The following is a 19,865-nucleotide window of genomic DNA, read 5'->3' on the forward strand; positions in this document are numbered from 1 at the left end:
TGACAAATTTTTTAAGTTGAACGCTTAACCAGCACAAGCTCGTCCTCGCACCAGCGCAAGTCAGCCTTTTGCGCAAAAAAATCGCGCAGCGGTGCCTCCAACAATAGGCGGCGCCAACCTTTAAGCGTGGCGGACTCTTCATGGCGCAGGATGGCGAGCAGTTCGGTTTTCCCGACCCAGTTGCCTGTATTAATGCCGTAAGTTTGGGTGACCTGGTCCCGAAAGGCCAGCATCAGGTTCAGGGCAATTTGCTCGCGGTCAGTGACCGGGGGCGGTTTCGGGGCTTTTTCGGGCCAGGTCTTAGGGGATTGAAAGACCCGGTCAATCAGTTCAATCCATGTTTCGCCAAATTCACGAACGCTGGAAGCTTTGATATTGGGCACTTTATACAGTGCTTTGACGGTTTTGGGTGGGCGTTTGGCAATGGCAACCAGCGTGTCATCGCTCAAAACCCAGCGTCTCGGACGGTCGTGTTCGATGGCATAGGTTTCCCGCCAGGCCGCCAGTGACAGCGCGATGGCCTGGCTTTTCGGGCTGAGTCGGTTGAGCGCTTTCAGGCGGTGCCCGGCCTCATCCGGGGTGACCTGATAGAGGCTGGGATCCTGCAACTGTTCGAAATCTTCATTGAGGGCCTGTTGCTGCGCGGTGCTGAGCTTGGCTAAAACATGCGGATACAGTTGGGTGAGGCTGGTGACGTCCTCCTGAGCGTAGCGCAACTGGTCCGCCTGCAAGGGGCGCTGAGACCAGTCGGTTCGTGTCTGGTCCTTGCTTAATGTCCAATCAAGTTCTTCCTGCATCAACCGGGCCAGTCCGGCCAAGTGACCGTAACCCAGAAACACAGCGGCCACCTGGGTGTCAAAAATCGGGCTCGGCAGGCAGCCTTGCTGCACCAATACTTCCATGTCCTGGCGGGCGCTGTGGAAGACTTTCACGATGCTCGGGTCTGTGAAAATGCGCCAAAGGGGCGAAAGGTCGTGCAGGGTCAGGGGGTCAATCAGTGCAACCTCGCCCTGTGGGGTGGCAATCTGGATCAAGCATAATTTAGGGTAATAGGTGTTCACGCGCAAAAATTCGGTGTCTACGGCAATCCATGACAAGGAGGTCAGGGCTGAGCAGAAATCCGTTAGCGCGGCTTGGGTGGTGATCAGAGGCTGGGTCATGCAGGCAGTTTATTCGACCCGCGCGAGCTTGGCAAGTGAGAGCCGGCTGGGACGGGCAGAGACATGTGATCGTTTGCACTGACGGTTCTCTACCCTACCCTATAGAGGGATATTATTGGCGCCAGGGCGTTTTTTCGTTTATATTGGGCGGTTTTCGGGCATCTGCCTTGACCAGGCCTGGTAAAAAGGGCAAAAAGCTGAATCGAAGGACCGCCAAAAACCATGGACAATCCCTCTCATCTGCATATTTTAGGCATCGGAGGCACCTTTATGGGTGGTTTGGCTCAATTGGCCAAAGCCATGGGGTATGTGGTGACCGGTTCCGATCAGGCACTTTATCCGCCGATGAGTACACAACTGGCTCAGGCGGGCATTGATGTTACCGATTATGGTCAGGATCCTTTGGCAAATGCGCCGGATCAGATCGTGATCGGCAATGCATTAAGCCGGGGCCATCCCGCCGTCGAGACGGTGTTGAACGCGCAACAGCGCTATACGTCGGGCCCGCAGTGGTTGTCGGATCATCTTTTGCAGGATCGTTGGGTGGTGGCCGTTGCCGGCACACACGGTAAAACCACGACCTCGGCCATGGTTGCCTGGATTCTTGAGTATGCTGGCCTGAACCCCGGGTTTCTGATCGGCGGTGTGCCGGAAAATTTCGGGGTTTCAGCTCGTCTGGGTGCTTCGCCTTTTTTTGTGATGGAAGCCGATGAATATGACACCGCGTTTTTCGATAAACGCTCCAAATTTGTGCACTATCGCCCCAGAACCTGCGTTTTGAATAATCTGGAGTTTGATCACGGTGATATTTTTGCCGACCTGGCCGCCATTCAAACCCAGTTTCACCACCTGGTACGAACCGTTCCCGGCAATGGTCTGGTGATTGCTCCTCAAGCGGACGCCGCACTGGATGGGGTCTTGGCGCAGGGGTGCTGGTCCGAGTTAAAGCGTTTTTCTCAAGGTGAGGGCGTTGCGAATTCAGGCCACGAAGCAGGGTGGACCTATCAGCCATTGCGCGAAGATGGCGGGCATTTTGCTATCAGCCTGGACGGCGAGCGGCTGGGAGAGGTGGCATGGCCGCTGACTGGGCACCACAATATGCAAAATGCGGTGGCCGCGGTGATTGCGGCACAAAATTGTGGCGTATCGGCCAAACTGGCCGTTACAGCATTAAACCACTTTGAAGGCGTAAAGCGTCGTTTGACCAATTTGGGTGAGGTCAATGGCATTCGGGTGTACGATGATTTTGCTCATCATCCGACGGCGATTAAGAGCACGCTTGAAGGCCTGCGCGCACGCATGCAGCGTGAGCAACAATCGGGGCGCTTGATCGCCGTGTTTGAACCGCGTTCAAACACGATGCGCCTGGGCATGCATCGTCAACGGCTGCCCCAGGCCTTTGATGCGGCCGATCAAGTGTTTGCCTTTATTGATCCGGATTGGGGCTGGCAGTTGCCCGTGGAAGCATTCAGGCCTACGGTTAGTGTGAACGAAAGTTATGATGCGTTGCTGGCTGCCTTGAAAGCCCAGTTGCAGCCGGGTGATCAAGTGGTGTTAATGAGTAATGGGGGATTTGGTGGTCTGCCCCAGAAACTGCTAACCGAATTAGAACGATAGGATGAATGACGGTGTCGGAAATGAATAATGCAGCAGCCGTGCATAAGGCAATGGAAACCATTGAACAGGAAGGCATTCCCTTGTCGCACGTGACGTTGACCATCTGGTATCTGTATTATGCGGGCACAAACGATCCGCTGAATGCGCGGTTGAAGTCCCTGATGTCAACGGGACAGCCGATCTCGGAATCGGCGTATGAAAAACTTTACGAAAACTTTGTTCTCAAGGCTCATTTCAACCAGAGTCTGGGGATCGATCACCAGACCACCTCCATCATCGACCGGGCCAATGATTTAAAAAGCAAAATTCATGATTTTGTCGGACTGGTTCAGCAGCATCAGATCAATCTGGGAGACATGCGAGATAGCCTGTCGTTGGCCAGTACGCGCGAGTCGGTGGAAATCATTCTGTCCGAAGCGGTGGCCGAACTGAAATCGGTGGAAAATAATTCAGTGGAAACCACGCTCTGGATGCAGCAGAACCTGGATGAGCTGGAAACCATCCGTCAGGAAGTGATTGAAATTGAGCAAAGCCTGACGCGCGACTTTCTGACAGGCCTGCCGGACAAGGATTACTTCGAGAAAACCATGCTGGATGTGATCGATCAGTCCATGTCGGGCGTGGTGAGCAAGCGTCACCTGGTGGTCTTTGACATCAAACAGTTGAGTTACTACAACAACAAATACTCCTGGTTGCTTGGGGACAGCATTATTCGCCTGGTCGTGAAAATGATTCAGGCGCAGACACTGAAAGACTGGCAGATGATGCGCTACGAAGAAGACGCGATTGCCGTTTTGCCACCCGCCAGTGTGCCGGGCCATCAGCTGCCTGATTACATTGAATCGATCATGGACGCACTCAAAAAGAAAAAAGTGCTGGTCAAAGGCACAGACGAAGCCATTAAGAACATCGAATTGAACGCGGTGATTGTTCAGGTGTTTGTCTATGATGAGACGCGCACCATCGCACAGAAAATTCACCTCGGGCTGCAAAAGCTCAAAGAAGACGATGACCTGCACCTGGTGCAGATTGATTCACCGGAAGGGTAAAAAGCCGCATGTTCGCGCTGATTGAAATCGGTCTGTTGCTTCTGATCGTCGGTGTGATTGTCTGGGCCATTCGGCCTTCCAGAAAAAAACCTCCCAAATAGCCTCTTTCGCTTGGGCAAAAATCACCAGGCCTGGTTAAAACGTCGGTTGCCGTTGTGTTTATTCCGCGCCTGAGTCTCTGGGCAACGTGAACTGGTCCCGTGACGGGAAGCACCCCTGACGGTAATGATCGGCTAATACCTGTGTCCAGCGATGGGCACGAGAGGGTAAGCCTTCGCTTAGCAGTGTCTGCACGCATTCCCAGACATTTTGTTTAAAGGCGGAGGAGGGGCCGGTACCGCCTTCCAGGTTATCGGCGCTGAAATGAAAGCGAAATCCGGCCGCCTGGGAAAAAATCCATTCAAATGCCTGAGGTCTGACCTCAACCTGTTCAAACAAGGCCTGTTGTTCGGGGCTGCGGCCATCCGGCTGGTACCAATAACCAAAATCTTCTTTCAGGCGACGCGCTTTGCCTGCCACGCACCAGTGTGCAATTTCATGCAATGCGCTGGCAAAAAAACCATGAGCAAACACGATGCGGTGGTAGGGGTGACGGTCATCGGCGGGTCGATAGATTGGCTCGGGTTCACAGCAAACCAGGCGCGTGTTTTCGCTCTGAGAAAAGGTTTGGTTGAACAGGGTGATCAGATCATCGGACCGATGTATGGGCTGAGGCATAGATAAGAGAGAGAGGTAGGACCGACTCGAAACACGAGCCGGCAGGACAGATTTACAGGTTTGCCATGACTTTACGGGCCGCCACAATGGTGGCTTCAATATCTTCATCGCTGTGCGCTGCGGAGACAAAGCCGGTTTCAAATGCGGAAGGGGCAAGATAGACCCCTTCATCCAGCATCCCATGATAAAACTGCTTGAAGCGCTCCAGGTCACACTGGCTGACTTGAGCAAAACGGCGAATTGGGTTGGCGTCTTCGGTAAAGAAATAACCGAACATGCCTCCGACCGTGTTTGTAGCCAGTGGCACGCCGTTCTCTTGAGCCGCGGCGGCAAACCCGTTCATCAGTTTGTTGGATTTGGCTTCCAGATCCTCAAAGAAACCGGGTTTGGCAATCAGCTCGAGGGTTTTGAGTCCGGCGGCCATGGCAATCGGATTGCCCGACAGGGTTCCGGCCTGATAAACCGGGCCCAGCGGGGAAATGTGCTCCATCACCGATTTTTTGCCACCAAAGGCCCCAACCGGCATGCCGCCGCCAATGACTTTTCCGAAGGTGGTCAAATCCGGCGTGATGCCATAGCGTTCCTGTGCCCCACCCAGTGCGACCCGAAATCCGCACATGACTTCATCAAAAATCAAGACCGCGCCGGATTGATCACATACCTCACGCAGGGTTTCCAGAAAGCCTTCTTCGGGCGGGACGCAGTTCATGTTACCGGCGACCGGCTCGACGATGATGCAGGCGATTTCATGACCGATGTCGGCAAAAACCTGACGGACCTGCTCACTGTCGTTGTGGGTTAGAGTGATGGTTTGGCTGGCCAAAGCTTCTGGCACACCGGGAGAAGAGGGCTCGCCCAGCGTCAGCGCGCCAGACCCCGCTTTGACCAGCAGAGAGTCAGAGTGACCATGATAATCGCCCTCGAATTTGATGATCTTGTCCCGTCCTGTGGCGCCGCGTGCCAGGCGGATGGCGGTCATGGTGGCCTCGGTGCCGGAGTTGACCATGCGAACCATGTCCATCGAAGGCACCAGTTCGCACATTTTGTCCGCCATGGTGGTCTCGATTTCGGTTGGAGCGCCAAAAGACAGGCCGTTTTCGGCCTGGTCTTGAACCGCTTTGATCACTTCCGGGTGGGCATGACCGACAATGGCCGGACCCCAGGAACCGACGTAATCAATGTATTGACGGTCGTCTTCATCAATTAAGTACGGGCCGGTGGCCTTTTTGAAGAAGACCGGATCCCCGCCGACGCCTTTGAAGGCGCGAACCGGAGAGTTGACCCCGCCGGGAATGTGAATCTGTGCTTTTTCAAAAAGACTGTGGGAGCGTTTCATAGACCTTCCTGTTGGTTTGGTAGCGCCCTCTGTGGGGGCAAACGTTCAAAAATTATAAATCGGGCGTCATGCGATCGATTTTGTCACGAACCAGATCAAAATCCACTTCGCCAATTTTCTGGTAAACAATGTTGCCATTGGGGGCAATCAGAAAACTGGTGGGCGTCAGCTGTATTTCGCCGAAGGCTTTGGCCAGTTCACCCTGAGAGTCCATAACATAGGAAAAGGGATAAGGGTTGTTTTCGATGAATTTCTGGACTTGTTCGGCTGGGTCGTAATCCATGGAAATGGCGATCAGCTCGAAGTCATCGCCAAAATCGCGCTTGATCTCAGCGAGGTGCGGCATTTCGGCAATGCAGCCCGGACAGGTGGTGGCCCAGAAATTGACCAGCACCGGTTTTTTGGGCTGGTTGAGTGCCAGCTCTTCACCGGAATTGGTTTTGACCGTGATCGCCGGCGCTTTGCCCAGCCCTTGTGAAAACAGCGTTAAATAAATCAGCGTGCCCAGCAGGGCCAAGACCACGATCACAAAGAGTTTGCGTCCAAGCTGTTGCATGCGTTTTTCCTGCCGTTGTGAGTGAAAGAGTTATTGTGCCGTCAGTGTTTCCACGCCATTGGCGGTGCCGCACAAAAACACATCGGCCGGACGGGCGGCAAAAAGGCCATTGGTGACCACACCCACAATCGAATTGAGTTCGTTTTCCATGGCAACCGGATCGGTGATCTGCAGGCCGTGAATGTCCAGAATCACATTGCCGTTGTCGGTGGTGAAACCCTCGCGTAGGACGGGTTCCCCGCCAAAGCGTTTGACGATTTCACGCGCGACGTAGCTGCGCGCCATGGGAATGACTTCGACCGGTAAGGGGAACTTGCCCAGAATATCGACTTTTTTGCTGTCGTCGGCAATGCAGACAAATTTTTTCGCCACCGCCAGTACGATTTTTTCCCGTGTCAGGGCGCCGCCGCCGCCTTTGATCAGGTGCAGATGCGGGTTGGCTTCATCGGCGCCATCAATGTAGACCGACATTTCGTCGACACTGTTGAGGTCCAGAACCGGAATGCCATGCCCCTGCAAACGTTCCGCCGTGGCTTCGGAGCTGGCGACCGCGCCCTTGATCTGGCCTTTGATCTTGGCCAGTTCATCAATGAAGAAATTGGCGGTCGAGCCGGTGCCTACCCCGATATAGGTGTCTGCTTCAACGTATTCGACGGCGGCTTTGGCCACGGCTTGTTTTAATTCGTCCTGTGTCATAGTCAGCTCTTTTCTTAGTGTTGTTTTTGGATGGGGCGCATGACGAAACCTTTGTGCCGGTCAGGCGGTTTTGGCCTGCCATGCGCTCAAGAATGCCGTTATTTTAGTTTTTTGGCTGCAAAATGTATAGGCGGGATCAAAAACGACCAGGCCTGGTCGTTTTTGGGGGGCATTCAGTGCGGTGTCTGATGGGTGCCGCCGGGCGCATTGAAAATAACGGGCGGCCCTTCACGACGCGGCTTGTCGGCCGTCAGTTTTGGCGGCATTTTGCCTTCGATCCGTTCAAATTTTTCCATGACCAGACCCGATTGGGTCACATAATAGTGATCCGGGTAGACGTGCACGACTTTATAGACCATGGGGCGCAGCTGTCGACCTTCTTCCTGCAAAGGTTTTCCCAGCGCCATGTACATGCCGCAGGCGGTCGCTCCCGGTTCCACGTTGATGGTGTCGAGATTGTCATGATCGGTGACACTCAATTGCGCCCGGCGATCAAGCTCTGTCAGGTAACGTTTCTTTTCGTTTGCGTCGGTCAAGCCGTTGTACTCAAGGCAAAGTTTGAGGGTTTGCTCTTTGCTCAGGTCAGCGTCAACGGCATAGGCGTTTGAGATGGTAAGGCCTGTCAGACTTGCGGCAAGCAAAAGGGGACGAAATTTGGCAAATGTTGGCATCATGCAATACACCTGAGTTGTTTAATCTGAATGGAGAACCGTCATCAAGTCGCAGTGATTGATGGTATGCGTTTGGCATAACTATAAGGATTGAAAGGAAGGATTCAAGCGTTAAGCGTGGATAAAGTGTGAAGCCCGTTACGGATGAACGGGCTGTTAAACTGGATCAGTGCATGGAATGCTTCATGTTTTTGTGACCGGAATGGCCGCCGCGCATGGATTGAACCGGAGCGGTCACGGTTTTTTTACTGCCATCGCTGAATTGCAATGTCAGGGTCACGTCTTCCCCGGCCTGCATAATACGGGGCATGTCAATCAGCATGATATGCAGCCCGCCGGGCTTGAGTTCCGTGGTGCCATGGGCGGGAATGTCGATTTTTTCAATTTCTCGCATTTTCATGATGCCGTTGTCATGGATGTGCGTGTGCAGTTCCACGCGATTGGCGACTTCTGAGCCGGCTTTTACCAGTGAAATGGTCTGGTCACTCCGGTTGTGAAACACCATAAAGCTGCCTGTGGCCATGGCACCGGGAGGTACTTCACGGACATAGGGCGCGTCGACGGTGATCTGATCCGCATCATTGGCTTGAACGGGCAAGGTGGTTGCGCTTAGAGCGACGGCAGCGGCAAGTGTCAGTTTGTGTAAGGCATTCAATCTCATGGCAGTTTCCTTAAGTTTATGGGGTCGTATCGTCCAGTTGTTGTTGAATGGTTTGGACGATGGTTTGGGGCGAGGTGGCATGCGGCAGCTGGGTGACCAGTTCACCTGTTGGGTCGATGACGTAAGTAAACGCCGAGTGATCCACGGCGTAATATTGATCGTCCGGTCCCGTCTGGTGAGATTGATACACCACGCCATATTGGCTTGCAATGTCAGCCAGTGTTTCAGGCGTACCTGTCAGCCCGGTAATGTTGCTGTGGAAGTAGTCACTGTAATCCTGCAGACGTTTGAGTGTGTCGCGTTCCGGATCAACTGAGACAAACAGAATTTTGACCTTTTCCTGTTGATCAGGTGTCAAGTTCTGCCAGGCCTGTGACAGGCTGCTCAGATTGGTCGGGCAAATGTCGGGGCAGAAGGTGTAGCCGAAATACAGCAGTACCAGCTTGCCCCGATAGTCACTCAAAGCGCGCGGGCCATCCGTCGATTGCAAGGTAAAGTCCCCACCGGGTGGCTTTTCGCTGACCAGCGAAGTGGCTGCGGCACGTTCTGACTCGGTGGTCACCTGCATGGGCTGAGATGGCCAGAAGGTGACCATCGCGCCCGCCACGATCAGGAGCAAAATCAGCAGCCACTTGGCATGTTTGAAGGGTAAGTTCATCGCACTCTCATTTGTGTCTAAAAGGTGGCATTAACCCTTACCCAGACGTTGCGGCCGGGTTCGTTGTTTTTGTAAACGTCCGCGGCGACTGGGTCATAGCTTAAGTGGTCATAATAAGCGTGATCAAACACATTGTCGACCCCCGCTTGCAGGCTGACGGTGCGATTGATCTGATAGCCGCCATAAACATCCAACGTGCTCCAGGCAGGCGTCTCATCAAATCCGGCGGCGGTGGTGTAATCTTCATCCACGTCAGTCTGTTCCAGAGCAAAATTGAAACGACCACCCAGGTGCCAGTTATTCTGAGACCATTTGGCAAAGAGGTTGCCTGTGGGCGCTGAAATCATCGCAATGTCACGGCCATCCGTGGTGTTGCGTCCTTTGGTCAGGCTGAACTGGCCGCCGACGTCTAGGTTCGGATTTAATGTCATGGTGCCGTCCAGGTCCAGGCCGTAAAGTTTGGCGTCCACATTTACATAGGTTTCACTCTTTTCTTTCAGGGTTGTGGCAACGCCATTATCGTATTGATTGACGGCCAGGTCTCTAAGAATATAGTTGTTGACCTTGTCATACCAGAGCCCTAGGTTCCACTGGTAATCGCGAGTGGATTTGCCAATGCCCAAATCAAACTGGTTGTGTTCTTCGGGTTTGAGGTTGGGGTTGCCGACCCATGCCGCTTGTTCCATGGTTGCCATATTCATGCCCCATTTAGACATAAAGCGCTCGCTGGCATCCGCGGTGCGCAGGGTACGGCTGGCGCCAAGATACCATTGATAGGTCTCGGCAAAGGATTGTTCGAAACGCAGCAAACCGTTCCAGTTGGACTCACTGGCGCGGGTCTCGCCGTCGTAATTTGTGTGCGCCTTGCTGTAAACCAGTGATGGCTCGTTGCCGGCGCTATCGGGGGCGTCATTCACCTTGTCTGCTTCGGCATAGACATCATCGAACCGCAAGCCGACGATCAGCTGGCTGCGGTCATTTAAGCGGGTTGTGGTTTCGGCAAACACGCTTTTGGTGGTGTTCGTGACATCGGGCCACATGAAGTTCAAACTGGAATCCGGTGTGGCATCTCGATTCCATAACGTCGCGTCTTTGTTGACGCTTTCAAATTGAAGGCCGTAAACAATCTCGGTATCCCTTAGGGTCGAGGTAAGCTGAAACTTTGCTCCTTTTGTGTCGGTGTCAGTCGGCGTTTCCCGCAGCATTGGGTTCCCTGCATTGGGGCCCATGGTGTAATTAGGAGGGGTGCGCAAATCAAAATTGTTCATGGTGTGATCGACCGTAGATCGATAGATGGAGACATCAATGTCTTGCACGGCATCGCTTAACTCACGCCCTTCGTATTGCAGGCGCAGGGTTTTGCCCTCGGTTTCCGGCGCGTCCATCATGGCGCCGGGATAGAGGGCGTCTTCGGTATGGCTCTGTTCGGCGGAAAGTTTCAGGTGGTGGTGGCGGTTGGGCGTCCATCCCAGATCAATATGCCCTTGGCGTGTGCGGTAACTGGCACCCACTGTGTCGCCATTGCCATCCTGATAATTATTGGCCTCTTTTTGCGCGCCCTGAATCACAACGTACCCTTGTTCGCCCACGGCGCTCAGTTCACCATGGGCGTCATAGTTCATCAGGTGGGATTTGCCCAGACTCAATTCGCCCTGAACCGGGGCTTTGGGGTCGAACTCGGGGCGGGACCGTTTTAGCAGCAGCGTACCGCCCGTGCCACCGGAGGCATGGGCCAGGCTTTTTACGCCGCGAATCACCTCAATCTCGTCATAAGAGGCGATCTCTGAATAAGAGGTTGGCGGATCCATGCGGTTGGGGCAGCCACCCGCGATTTTAGCGCCGTCCATCAGTACATTTAGTTGTGAGTACTGTTGGCCGCGAATTTGAGGGTCCAGACCATGGCCGCCTTTTCGCGCCGCAGAAACGCCATTCAGTTGACGCAGCACATCACCCGATTCGCTGTTGCCATTTTGTAATAGCGCCTCTGTGGGTTGGGTTGAGGTCTGAACCGCTCGTGGGGCTTCGGCTTCAACGGTGAGGCCAGGGAGTGATGTGCTGTCTTCTGCCCAGCCCTGGCTGGCAGGTAATAGGGCGGTCAATATAGCAAGGGTCAAAGGCTTGGGTTGCATGGTTTTTCCTTATTTAAGTTGCTGAATGCTGCGTATTGTAGAGCGCTTTTCGTCCGCAAGGTTTGAAAGAGTCTGCCTGTATGGCAGGACTCCTAACAGACTCTTGAGAGAGGATTGCAGGTTCATGACCCTGTTTCTGGCAGGGTTGTTTCGCGGTCCGACAGTCAAGTCTGTGCTTTGTTATAATGCGATTTTTGAATGATCAAGGACATTTCATGCCCCACCAGATTTTGCGTCAGGTTCTCAGAGCGCCGGTTTATGACGTGGCCATTCAAACCCCTTTTGAACGGGCCCCTTTGATTTCCAAGCGGGTTGATAACGATGTCTGGCTAAAGCGTGAAGACTTGCAGCCGGTGTTTTCGTTCAAACTGCGGGGAGCCTATAACCGCATGGTCCAGCTTTCTGAAGCAGAAAAAGCCAAAGGTGTGGTGGCGGCCTCGGCGGGTAATCACGCTCAGGGTGTGGCGCTTTCAGCCAGTAAGATGGGCATTAAGGCATTGATTGTGATGCCTCGGACCACGCCGCTGATCAAGGTGAATGCAGTGCGCAACCTTGGGGGGGAGGTGGTCTTGCATGGCGATGCCTTTGATCAGGCCGCTGAGCACGCACGCGCCCTGTGCGAACAGGACGGTTACACCTTTATTCCCCCTTATGATGATGAAGCGGTGATTGCGGGGCAGGGCACCATTGCCCTGGAGATCCTGCGTCAGCACAAACCGCTGGATGTGATGTTTGTCTGTGTGGGCGGCGGTGGGCTGATTGCCGGCGTATCGGCGGTGATGAAACAAGTGTCTCCGGAAACCCGTATTGTGGGGGTTGAGCCGGAAGATGCGGCGAGTATGACCGCCGCACTGGAAGCCGGTGAGCGGGTGAAGCTTGATTCCGTTGGCATCTTTGCCGATGGTGTCGCGGTGGCGCAGGTCGGCGAATCCCCTTTTCGGATTGCCCGCCAGTGCATCGATGAAATGATCACCGTGACCACCGATGAAATCTGTGCCGCGGTCAAGGACATCTTTGAAGACACGCGGGCCGTGTCCGAACCGGCAGGTGCCCTGGGCTTGGCGGGGATGAAAAAGTACATAGAAAAAAACGCTGTGACCGGCCAGTCCATGGGGGTGATTGTCAGTGGTGCCAATATCAATTTCGACAGTTTGCGCTACATCTCCGAGCGCACGGAAATTGGCGAGCGACGTGAAGGCATTTTTGCGGTCGTGATTGATGAGCGCCCCGGCAGTTTCAAACGGTTTTGTGAGTTGCTGGGCGCCAAGCGCGCCATTACCGAATTTAATTACCGCTACGCCGATGACCAGAAAGCTGTGGTGTTTGTCGGTGTGCGCACGGAAGCGGGGGTGACGGAAAAAGATCAGTTGATCGCCCAGTTGAAGGCCGAAGACTACACCGTTCATGATATGTCCGACAATGAGATGGCCAAATTACATTTGCGCCACCTGGTCGGAGGGCATGCCAAAGGGGTGACCAATGAGTGCCTCTATCGTTTTCAGTTTCCCGAGCGCCCTGGCGCGCTGTTGCAATTTTTGTCGCAGATGAGTGAAGAATGGAATATCAGTCTGTTTCACTATCGCAACCATGGTGCCGCTTACGGCCGGGTGCTGGTGGGGATTCAGGTGCCTTCGGACCAACAGTCTCAGTTTGAAGCGTACCTTAACCAACTGGGTTACCCGTTTGAATCAGAGCAGAACAACATTGGTTATGAATTGTTTCTCAAGCCACTTTGACCTGAAAAGGAAAAGGTTTATTTGAAGCGGTAGAGTTGTTGTTCTGTAATCAGAGCGTCCAGCGGCTGATCCCAGGGTTCCGCCGGGATCTCCGGCTGGCGCTGACATTCGTGCGCCCAGCCAATCACGATGGGGCGGGCATGCGGAAACCAGCGTTTGAACGCCAAGCTTCGATCATAAAACCCACCCCCCATTCCCAGTCGATGTCCCTGAGCGTCAAAACAGGTTAACGGTGCAAACAGCACATCCAATTGATGTGCGTTGATGTGATCGTCGTGCGGTGTGACCGGTTCATGAATGTTAAATCGGTTGGGGTGCAGGCAACTCTCTTCTGAATAAGGGGCAAACGCCATTGGGCGACCACGCAAGGTTTTCAGAACAGGTAAATACAACTGGTGTTGGCGTTGAAGCAGTGCTTTGATTAAAGGCAAAGTGTCAAGCTCGCCATCCTGCGATAGGAAGAAGCCGATGCGTTTGGGGCGTTGCAACCAGCGACTGCGAAGCGCGAGACGGCTTGCGGACTGGGCATGCTCAGATTGCTGTTGCAGCGTCAAGGCGCGTCGACGTTGACGGCAGATTTGACGAAGAGTTTGTGTGTCTTGTGTCATGGTTGTCTTGGAAAGAATGATACGAGCCAGACTGTTATCCCTGAACCGTTTAGTTCAGGTGGCAGCCTCCACGAAAGCTTAGGGTTCCCGGACAAAAGCGGGATCCTCACCACTAACGCTTCTGGCCCCTAGGTAGATCGTATCGGCAGGGGACATGAAGCCTGGCCCGTATGAATCAATTGTATCAACCATTGCAGGTCAGTCAAACCCTTTATCTTGTCATTTTTGATTGGGTCCGTTTGGATCACTGGGCTCACTTTTGTTGAGGTGTTGCAGGGTTTCGTCTACCTGGTCTTCCAGTCGCAGACAGTACTGTTCGGTGTCCTGTTTTAGGCTCAGATAGTCGTAGCACAGATTCAAGGCCACCATCAGTACCTTGCTTTCGCCTTTGAGGCGGGTGACCTGGTCAAGCTTGTCTTCCAGTAACGTTGCCGCCTCAATCAGCTGGTCTTTGTCTTCCGGCTTGCAAGGTACTTCAAAGCTATGGTTCATCAGGGTCAGTTTGAGATGTGTGTTCATGATCGGTCCCGGTCGTTGCATTGACAAGTGTTTTGAGAAGTATCTTAAGAGAAGTCGCTTTGCTTGTCACTCTTCGTCGTCATGATTGGGGGCGGTGCGTCTGCGTGGTATCATAAACAGCACTGAAACTTGAGGAACAAAGGAAACGATTTGTGGTGGTAAATTTCGAAACGTTGGATTCCATGCTAAAAGCCCATCCGGAACTGGAATCGCCTGCGTTTATTCAAGGGCTGTTGGCCGGAATGGTCTGCGGCAATGGCGATACTTCCGAGACGGACTGGATCAAACAACTTCTGGAGGAAGCCGATACCAAATCAGTCAAAGAAAGCTTTCTGGTCGCCTTGCACGCCTTGCACGGGGCAACGCAGGAAGGGTTGCAGGGTGCTGATTTCGATTTCAACCTGTGTTTGCCCGACGACCAGGTCGGCCTGGATTGGCGCGCACGCATGCTTTCGCACTTTTGTGAGGGGTTTTTGTATGGGATGGGCTTGACGTCCCAGGCGTCGAACCCGTTGAAAGGCGACCCGGCGGAACTATTGGAAGATTTCTCTCAGATCGCTCAGATGGATACGTCTGGCCTGGCTGAAGCCTCGGACGAAGACGAAGCGGATTTCACAGAGCTGGTTGAGTTTGTCAAAGTCGGCGTGTTGACCATTCATGAAACACTCAATCCCGCAGAGCGTAAGCCGATCCCCATGGATCAGCCGCCCACTGATACACTGCATTAAGCTTGAATTCTGGATTGATAAGACAAAGGATCGTTTGTGATTGAGTTGGCCCGACAGCACCGTCAGCGTCTTTTTGAAGCCATGCCGGAAAATGGCATGGTTGTGGTGACTTCCGGAGCGGAGGTGATCCGAAACCGTGATGTGGAATATCATTTTCGCCCCCAGTCGGATTTCTTTTATCTGACTGGGTTTGAAGAGCCGGAGGCGTGTCTGGTGATGACCAAGCGATGCGATGAGGCAGGTCAGACCAAGACGATGACCGGTTTGTTTCTGCGTTCTAAAGATCCGGAAAAAGAAACCTGGGAAGGCAAGCGCCTGGGCGTGGACATGGCGCCAAACCGGTTGAAAATTGACCAGGCCTGGTCAAATGATCAATTTGAGTCGGTCATGCCGACGCACATGGCGGGTATGGAAACGCTCTGGTTCAGTTTTGATCAGCTTGGTCACTGGTTGCCTCGATTGCAACCGATGATTGAATCTCTCAAAGCCCAGGGGCGAAAAGGCGTGACTGCGCCTTCACGTCTGGAAGACTTGGATCATCTGCTGCACGAGCACCGTCTGATTAAAAGCGAGGCGGAGCTGGCCAAGCTGCGCAAAGCGGCTCAGGTCAGTGTGCAGGGGCATCTGGCAGCGATGCAGTCGGTGGTGGCTCAGCGTTTTGAGTATCAGTTGCAGGCGGATCTGGAGGCCACTTTTAAGCGTCATGGCGCCAAGCGTGAAGCGTTTGCCACCATTGTGGCCGCTGGTGAAAATGCCTGCGTGTTGCATTACACGGAAAACCGTGCACCGATCGGCGCCAACGATTTGGTCTTGGTGGATGCGGGGGCTGAATTCGAAGGCTATGCCGGTGACATTACCACCACATTTCCCGCCAGTGGTCGTTTTAATCAAGCGCAGGCACAGCTTTACAACTGGGTGCTCAAAGCTCAGCGAGCGGCGGTGGATGTGATTGCGCCGGGGGTATCGTACTTTCAGGTGCACGAGACAGCGCGACGTGTTTTGGTCGAGGGCCTGGTTGATTGCGGCATTTTGCATGGTGAGGTGGACGCGCTGATCGAAGCGGAGGCCTATAAGCCATATTTCATGCATGGCACCGGACATTGGCTGGGCATGGATGTGCATGATGTGGGCGCTTACAAACAAGACGGACAATGGCGTTTGCTCGAACCCGGTATGGTAATGACGGTGGAACCCGGACTCTACATTTCCAGCGAAGATGAAAAAGCGCCCTCAGATTTTCGAGGCCTGGGCATACGCATTGAAGATGACGTCGCGGTGACGGACACCGGGCATGAGGTTTTGACGCTTGGTTTACCGCGTACGGTGGCGGAAATTGAACAATGGATGCAGGCCCATGGCGAAAACTGATGCAAACATCTACGATGCCGTGATCATCGGCGGCGGTCCGGTTGGTTTGATTGTGGCTTTGGCACTGGCCGACTTAGGACGGGTGGCGCTGGTGGAGCGCACGCCGATCAAAGAGGCGAAAGGTAATGGGTTTGATGGACGGGTTCTGGCATTGACCCATGCCAGTGTTGAGTTTTTGGCCACAGTGGGCTTAAAGGAATCTCTGGAGCCTTATCTGACGGCGATCAAAGGGGTGCATGTCTCGCAAAAGGGATATCTGGGACTGACCCGTATGACGGCAGAGGAAATGAGGGTGCCTGCACTGGGATACAGCATTCAAGGGCGCGATCTTGGTCAGGTTCTTTGGGAAGCGGTCACGCAGTCGGCATCGATTGAGGTGTGTTGCCCTAACGAATTACAAGCGGTCCAGCCAGGCGAGCATGAAGTCGTCTGTGAGTTGAAAGACGGAATGTCACTGAAAACCCGGTTGTTGATTGGTGCCGATGGCACCGAATCCAAAGTCCGTCGCTTGTACGACTTGCCGATTGAGCGCAAGACGTATGACGCCATGGCGGTGATCACGCAATTGTATTTTGATCAGCCGCATCAAGGCTGGGCCTATGAGCGTTTTACGTCCACCGGTCCCATGGCGCTTTTGCCCATGGAGGGGGATCAGGGGCACAGTGCCAAAGCCGTCTGGGTCATGCCGCCCGAGCAGTGGGCGCGCATGCAGAAGGCCTCCGATGCGGTTTATCTGACGGCGTTTGCAGAGAGAATGGGCGAGCGGTTTGGCCGTTACACAGCGACGTCTCAGCGCTTGGCCTACCCCTTGGCCGAAACCCTCTGCCCGGCGTTGACGGCTCAGCGTATGGTGTTGATGGGCAACGCCGCGCACACGCAACACCCGGTGGCGGCGCAGGGGTTGAATCTTGGCATTGATGACGTTCAGGCCTGGCGGGACATCGTTCAAACGTTATCGAGTTCTGACTGGGGGCAAGGTGAGGCACTGGCGCTTTATGCAAGCGGTCGAAAACAGCGTTATCAGCGTATTATGGGGCTGACAGACAGTCTGATTGACTGGTTTCAACGCCCCTCGTCCGTATTGGGGCATGCAAGAGGCCTGGGGCTGATGGCGATGGAGGCGGTGGGTCCATTGCGCCGGCGACTGGCCTCGTTGGCAATGGGAAGGCGGATATGATGCGAACAGAAGTGCTGGTTGTCGGTGGGGGTATGGTGGGTGCCGCCACCGCCTTGGCGCTGAGCCAGGCAGGGTTTGAGGTGACGCTTTTGGAGAAGCAGCCGCCGGATTTGAGTTGGTCTGCAGAGCGTGCCTATCAGCCACGTGTCAGTGCGCTCACACGGGCATCGGAGTATTTTCTCAAGTCGCTGGGAGCCTGGCAGGGGATTGAAAAGCGGCGCTCACAGGCTTTTACTGCCATGCATGTCTGGGCGGAAGACGCGCCCAATCGTATTGATTTGACGGCGGATGCGCTGGGTGAGGCCAACCTAGGGCATGTGGTTGAAAACTCGGTGGTGCAGGCGGCTCTGTGGGAGCCGTTGATGGCGTCGCCAGTGCGCGTTTTGTCCGATAGTGTATCGGCAATGGAGGCGACGAAGACGGGCAGGGAGGTCCGGTTGAGTTCGGGCAAGCGCCTGCACGCCTCCCTGGTTGTTGGCGCAGATGGTGCCTTTTCCTCAGTGCGTCAGTTAGCCGGTATCGGGTTGGATACGCATGATTATGCTCAGGCCGCAGTGGTCGGCTGTGTGAAAACCGAGAAACCGAATCAGGATGCTTGCTGGCAGCGCTATCAGCATACCGGGCCGTTTGCGTTTCTGACGCTGGGATCGTATTTGAGTTCCATTGCCTGGTATCTGCCGCTCGAACAAAAGGACTGGGCTCTGTCCCTGAACGATCGCGATTTTGCTCAGGCAGTCAGTCAGGCCTCCAACGGCTTTTTGGGTGACGTGATGGAGGTGGGAGAGCGTGCCGCTTTTCCACTGGTCAGACGCCATGCGCAGACGTATGTGAGACCGCATTTGGTGTTGGTGGGCGATGCGGCACACACCATTCATCCTCAGGCCGGTCAAGGAGTAAATCTTGGTTTGTTGGATGCGGCAGCGCTGGCGGAGGTGCTAGTGGAAGCCAGACAGGCAGAGCCGGAAACCTGGTGTCGTCGTCATGTGTTGCGCCGATATGAACGCTGGCGTCGTGGCGATAATCAGTTGGTTCAGCGTGCAATGGAGGGGGTTGACTGGCTATACACGCAACAAGGCGGTCTGGCGAAACCGCTGCGTACGCAGGTGTTGCCTCAAGCCGATCGTTTGGATTTCGTCAAACAATGGTTGATGCAGCAAGCGCTACATGGCCGTGGGCGGCTGCCGAAGGCATGCCAGGCAGGCCATTCATAGCATAAGTAAAATTGTTGGTCTGCATAAATTAAATTTTGACATTTTTTGACGATGTCACTATAGTCATCCGTGGTCAATGATGACAAAAATATGAAAGGTTATGCCATGCATCAACGCAGGCCGGAAGGCCGGGACATGGGCATGACTTAACGGATGACAAAGGCTTTCGAACTATGGCTGATAGACGCCTTCAAGTATTTTATACCGTTGCCAAAGTGCTCAGCTTTACCAAAGCGGCTGAAACCCTCCACATGACCCAGCCTGCGGTCACGTTTCAGGTCAAACAACTGGAAGAGTTTTTTAATACGCGACTGTTTGACCGGACCCACAACAAAATCACCTTAACCGATGCCGGAAAAGTGGTGTACGCCTACGCTGAAAAAATCCTGGATCATTATGAAAAAATGAACAGTGAGGTGCGTGAGTTGACCGGGGAGGTCACAGGCAGTCTGTTGATTGGCGCCAGTACCACCATCGCCGAGTACATGCTGCCGAGTCTGCTTGGGGCGTTCAAAAAACAGTTTGAAGACGTTAATATTCGTTTGCAGGTCGGTAATACCGATGCCATCGTGGCCATGGTTGAAAACAACATGATTGACCTTGGGGTGGTGGAAGCGCCGGTCTACAACAAAAACCTGGAAGTGGAAGTCTGTCGACTCGATGAAATGGTGTTGATCGTCCCGGAAAAACATCCGCTGGCCAACCGCGACAAGGTCAGTGTGGAAGAGATTCGCAAGTACCCATACATTTCCCGTGAGGAGGGCTCTGGTTCTCGTTCGGTGATTGATCATTACATCCGCGAGCAGGGATTGAGTTATTCCGACCTGAATGTGGTCATGGAAATGGGCAGTCCTGAAGCGGTGAAAATGGCTGTTGAGGCCGATGTGGGCATTGCGATCGTGTCGCGTACCACAACGGTCAAAGAGCTCAAGCTTGGCTCCATTAAAGCGATTACGCTTGATCCGCCATTGCAGCGTCCTTTCTCGCATGTGCGCCAGAAGCATAAATTCCGTCATCGTGCTGTGGGCGAGTTGCTGGAGTTTGCGGTGGATTACTGCAAGGAAAAAGCGGTGGAACAAGGGTTTCAGTTGCCTTCTGAAGAAGATATGAAAAAGTATACCTCTCGCAAAAGCACGGCCTCAAACGATTAACGACGGTCGTATTCGCTAGCATTAATGAAGTGCCAACAAAAAAGCCGCGCCCTTTCTTGGGTGCGGCTTTTTTGTGTCAAGATATTCCCAAAACCACCAGGCCTGGTGAGTTTGGGG

Annotated in this window: 19 protein-coding genes; 8 read left to right on the forward strand and 11 right to left on the reverse strand. The window is 53.9% G+C overall.

From position 1 onward, the window contains the following. Nucleotides 1-11: 11 nt before the first annotated feature. Complete coding sequence (gene rnd, locus AVO41_RS04160; RefSeq protein ID WP_068582951.1) at nt 12-1,160, reverse strand: ribonuclease D; 1,149 nt, start codon at nt 1,158-1,160, stop codon at nt 12-14. A 222-nt stretch (nt 1,161-1,382) separates the two neighbouring features. On the opposite strand from rnd, the gene mpl reads away from it, so the two are divergent. Then, nucleotides 1,383-2,777, forward strand: a complete 1,395-nt coding sequence (gene mpl / locus AVO41_RS04165) for a UDP-N-acetylmuramate:L-alanyl-gamma-D-glutamyl-meso-diaminopimelate ligase (protein ID WP_068582954.1) — start codon at nt 1,383-1,385, stop codon at nt 2,775-2,777. Between the two features lie 20 nt (nt 2,778-2,797). Continuing rightward, nucleotides 2,798-3,826, forward strand: a complete 1,029-nt coding sequence (locus tag AVO41_RS04170) for a GGDEF domain-containing protein (protein ID WP_068583339.1) — start codon at nt 2,798-2,800, stop codon at nt 3,824-3,826. Nucleotides 3,827-3,985: 159 nt separating this feature from the next. On the opposite strand, the gene AVO41_RS04175 is transcribed toward AVO41_RS04170, so the two are convergent. The 8 genes from AVO41_RS04175 to AVO41_RS04210 all read right to left on the reverse strand — a co-directional run bounded on the left by AVO41_RS04175 (nt 3,986) and on the right by AVO41_RS04210 (nt 11,250). Then, nucleotides 3,986-4,543, reverse strand: a complete 558-nt coding sequence (locus AVO41_RS04175) for an elongation factor P hydroxylase (protein WP_068582957.1) — start codon at nt 4,541-4,543, stop codon at nt 3,986-3,988. A gap of 52 nt (nt 4,544-4,595) precedes the next feature. Then, a complete protein-coding gene (hemL, locus tag AVO41_RS04180; RefSeq protein WP_068582961.1) occupies nt 4,596-5,879 on the reverse strand; it encodes a glutamate-1-semialdehyde 2,1-aminomutase in 1,284 nt (427 codons plus the stop codon). A 52-nt stretch (nt 5,880-5,931) separates the two neighbouring features. Beyond that, the gene (locus AVO41_RS04185; protein WP_068582964.1) at nt 5,932-6,435 is read right to left on the reverse strand and encodes a TlpA disulfide reductase family protein; all 504 of its coding nucleotides are present in this window, start codon (nt 6,433-6,435) and stop codon (nt 5,932-5,934) included. Between the two features lie 30 nt (nt 6,436-6,465). Continuing rightward, complete coding sequence (rpiA, locus tag AVO41_RS04190) at nt 6,466-7,131, reverse strand: ribose-5-phosphate isomerase RpiA (protein ID WP_068582968.1); 666 nt, start codon at nt 7,129-7,131, stop codon at nt 6,466-6,468. 173 nt (nt 7,132-7,304) lie between these two features. After that, nucleotides 7,305-7,805: a hypothetical protein gene (locus AVO41_RS04195; protein ID WP_068582971.1), complete on the reverse strand. Its 501-nt coding sequence runs from the start codon at nt 7,803-7,805 to the stop codon at nt 7,305-7,307. 163 nt (nt 7,806-7,968) lie between these two features. Then, entirely contained in the window at nt 7,969-8,463 is a 495-nt protein-coding gene (locus AVO41_RS04200) for a copper chaperone PCu(A)C (RefSeq protein WP_068582974.1), read from the reverse strand. Nucleotides 8,464-8,479: 16 nt separating this feature from the next. Next, complete coding sequence (locus tag AVO41_RS04205) at nt 8,480-9,121, reverse strand: SCO family protein (protein ID WP_068582978.1); 642 nt, start codon at nt 9,119-9,121, stop codon at nt 8,480-8,482. 17 nt (nt 9,122-9,138) lie between these two features. Next, on the reverse strand, nt 9,139-11,250 hold the full coding sequence (locus AVO41_RS04210) for a TonB-dependent receptor domain-containing protein (RefSeq protein WP_068582981.1): 2,112 nt from the start codon (nt 11,248-11,250) through the stop codon (nt 9,139-9,141). Between the two features lie 215 nt (nt 11,251-11,465). Here AVO41_RS04210 and ilvA point away from each other — a divergent pair, with 215 nt between their 5' ends. Continuing rightward, a complete protein-coding gene (gene ilvA, locus AVO41_RS04215; protein WP_068582983.1) occupies nt 11,466-12,986 on the forward strand; it encodes a threonine ammonia-lyase, biosynthetic in 1,521 nt (506 codons plus the stop codon). Between the two features lie 17 nt (nt 12,987-13,003). On the opposite strand, the gene AVO41_RS04220 is transcribed toward ilvA, so the two are convergent. Both AVO41_RS04220 and AVO41_RS04225 read right to left on the reverse strand, forming a co-directional pair. Beyond that, complete coding sequence (locus AVO41_RS04220; protein WP_068582986.1) at nt 13,004-13,594, reverse strand: 5-formyltetrahydrofolate cyclo-ligase; 591 nt, start codon at nt 13,592-13,594, stop codon at nt 13,004-13,006. Nucleotides 13,595-13,813: 219 nt separating this feature from the next. Next, nucleotides 13,814-14,113 (reverse strand): cell division protein ZapA, encoded by a 300-nt coding sequence (locus tag AVO41_RS04225; protein ID WP_068583342.1) that lies wholly within the window; start codon nt 14,111-14,113, stop codon nt 13,814-13,816. A 152-nt stretch (nt 14,114-14,265) separates the two neighbouring features. Between AVO41_RS04225 and AVO41_RS04230 the strand changes: the two genes are divergently transcribed. The 5 genes from AVO41_RS04230 (at nt 14,266) to AVO41_RS04250 (ending at nt 19,748) form a co-directional block, all read left to right on the forward strand. Beyond that, nucleotides 14,266-14,841 carry a UPF0149 family protein gene (locus AVO41_RS04230; RefSeq protein ID WP_235584653.1) on the forward strand — a complete coding sequence of 192 codons (576 nt, stop codon included), beginning with the start codon at nt 14,266-14,268 and terminating at the stop codon, nt 14,839-14,841. A gap of 36 nt (nt 14,842-14,877) precedes the next feature. Continuing rightward, nucleotides 14,878-16,209, forward strand: coding sequence for an aminopeptidase P N-terminal domain-containing protein (locus tag AVO41_RS04235; protein ID WP_235584654.1), 1,332 nt, complete (start codon nt 14,878-14,880; stop codon nt 16,207-16,209). Next, nucleotides 16,196-17,386, forward strand: a complete 1,191-nt coding sequence (locus AVO41_RS04240) for an FAD-dependent monooxygenase (RefSeq protein WP_068582990.1) — start codon at nt 16,196-16,198, stop codon at nt 17,384-17,386. Before AVO41_RS04235 ends, AVO41_RS04240 begins: the two co-directional genes overlap by 14 nt. Continuing rightward, entirely contained in the window at nt 17,383-18,597 is a 1,215-nt protein-coding gene (locus tag AVO41_RS04245; RefSeq protein WP_068582994.1) for an FAD-dependent oxidoreductase, read from the forward strand. Before AVO41_RS04240 ends, AVO41_RS04245 begins: the two co-directional genes overlap by 4 nt. A gap of 173 nt (nt 18,598-18,770) precedes the next feature. Beyond that, nucleotides 18,771-19,748 carry a LysR family transcriptional regulator gene (locus AVO41_RS04250; protein ID WP_068582997.1) on the forward strand — a complete coding sequence of 326 codons (978 nt, stop codon included), beginning with the start codon at nt 18,771-18,773 and terminating at the stop codon, nt 19,746-19,748. The last annotated feature ends 117 nt before the right edge of the window (nt 19,749-19,865 follow it).

Source organism: Thiomicrospira sp. WB1, assembly GCF_001507535.1.
In the GTDB taxonomy this organism is placed as follows: domain Bacteria; phylum Pseudomonadota; class Gammaproteobacteria; order Thiomicrospirales; family Thiomicrospiraceae; genus Hydrogenovibrio.

Excerpts from the sequence above, each read along its gene's own strand:
- rnd (WP_068582951.1), bottom strand. The coding sequence starts at position 1,160 with ATGACCCAGCCTCTGATCACCACCCAAGCCGCGCTAACGGATTTCTGC.
- mpl (WP_068582954.1), top strand. The coding sequence starts at position 1,383 with ATGGACAATCCCTCTCATCTGCATATTTTAGGCATCGGAGGCACCTTT.
- AVO41_RS04170 (WP_068583339.1), top strand. The coding sequence starts at position 2,798 with ATGAATAATGCAGCAGCCGTGCATAAGGCAATGGAAACCATTGAACAG.
- AVO41_RS04175 (WP_068582957.1), bottom strand. The coding sequence starts at position 4,543 with ATGCCTCAGCCCATACATCGGTCCGATGATCTGATCACCCTGTTCAAC.
- hemL (WP_068582961.1), bottom strand. The coding sequence starts at position 5,879 with ATGAAACGCTCCCACAGTCTTTTTGAAAAAGCACAGATTCACATTCCC.
- AVO41_RS04185 (WP_068582964.1), bottom strand. The coding sequence starts at position 6,435 with ATGCAACAGCTTGGACGCAAACTCTTTGTGATCGTGGTCTTGGCCCTG.
- rpiA (WP_068582968.1), bottom strand. The coding sequence starts at position 7,131 with ATGACACAGGACGAATTAAAACAAGCCGTGGCCAAAGCCGCCGTCGAA.
- AVO41_RS04195 (WP_068582971.1), bottom strand. The coding sequence starts at position 7,805 with ATGATGCCAACATTTGCCAAATTTCGTCCCCTTTTGCTTGCCGCAAGT.
- AVO41_RS04200 (WP_068582974.1), bottom strand. The coding sequence starts at position 8,463 with ATGAGATTGAATGCCTTACACAAACTGACACTTGCCGCTGCCGTCGCT.
- AVO41_RS04205 (WP_068582978.1), bottom strand. The coding sequence starts at position 9,121 with ATGAACTTACCCTTCAAACATGCCAAGTGGCTGCTGATTTTGCTCCTG.
- AVO41_RS04210 (WP_068582981.1), bottom strand. The coding sequence starts at position 11,250 with ATGCAACCCAAGCCTTTGACCCTTGCTATATTGACCGCCCTATTACCT.
- ilvA (WP_068582983.1), top strand. The coding sequence starts at position 11,466 with ATGCCCCACCAGATTTTGCGTCAGGTTCTCAGAGCGCCGGTTTATGAC.
- AVO41_RS04220 (WP_068582986.1), bottom strand. The coding sequence starts at position 13,594 with ATGACACAAGACACACAAACTCTTCGTCAAATCTGCCGTCAACGTCGA.
- AVO41_RS04225 (WP_068583342.1), bottom strand. The coding sequence starts at position 14,113 with ATGAACACACATCTCAAACTGACCCTGATGAACCATAGCTTTGAAGTA.
- AVO41_RS04240 (WP_068582990.1), top strand. The coding sequence starts at position 16,196 with ATGGCGAAAACTGATGCAAACATCTACGATGCCGTGATCATCGGCGGC.
- AVO41_RS04245 (WP_068582994.1), top strand. The coding sequence starts at position 17,383 with ATGATGCGAACAGAAGTGCTGGTTGTCGGTGGGGGTATGGTGGGTGCC.
- AVO41_RS04250 (WP_068582997.1), top strand. The coding sequence starts at position 18,771 with ATGGCTGATAGACGCCTTCAAGTATTTTATACCGTTGCCAAAGTGCTC.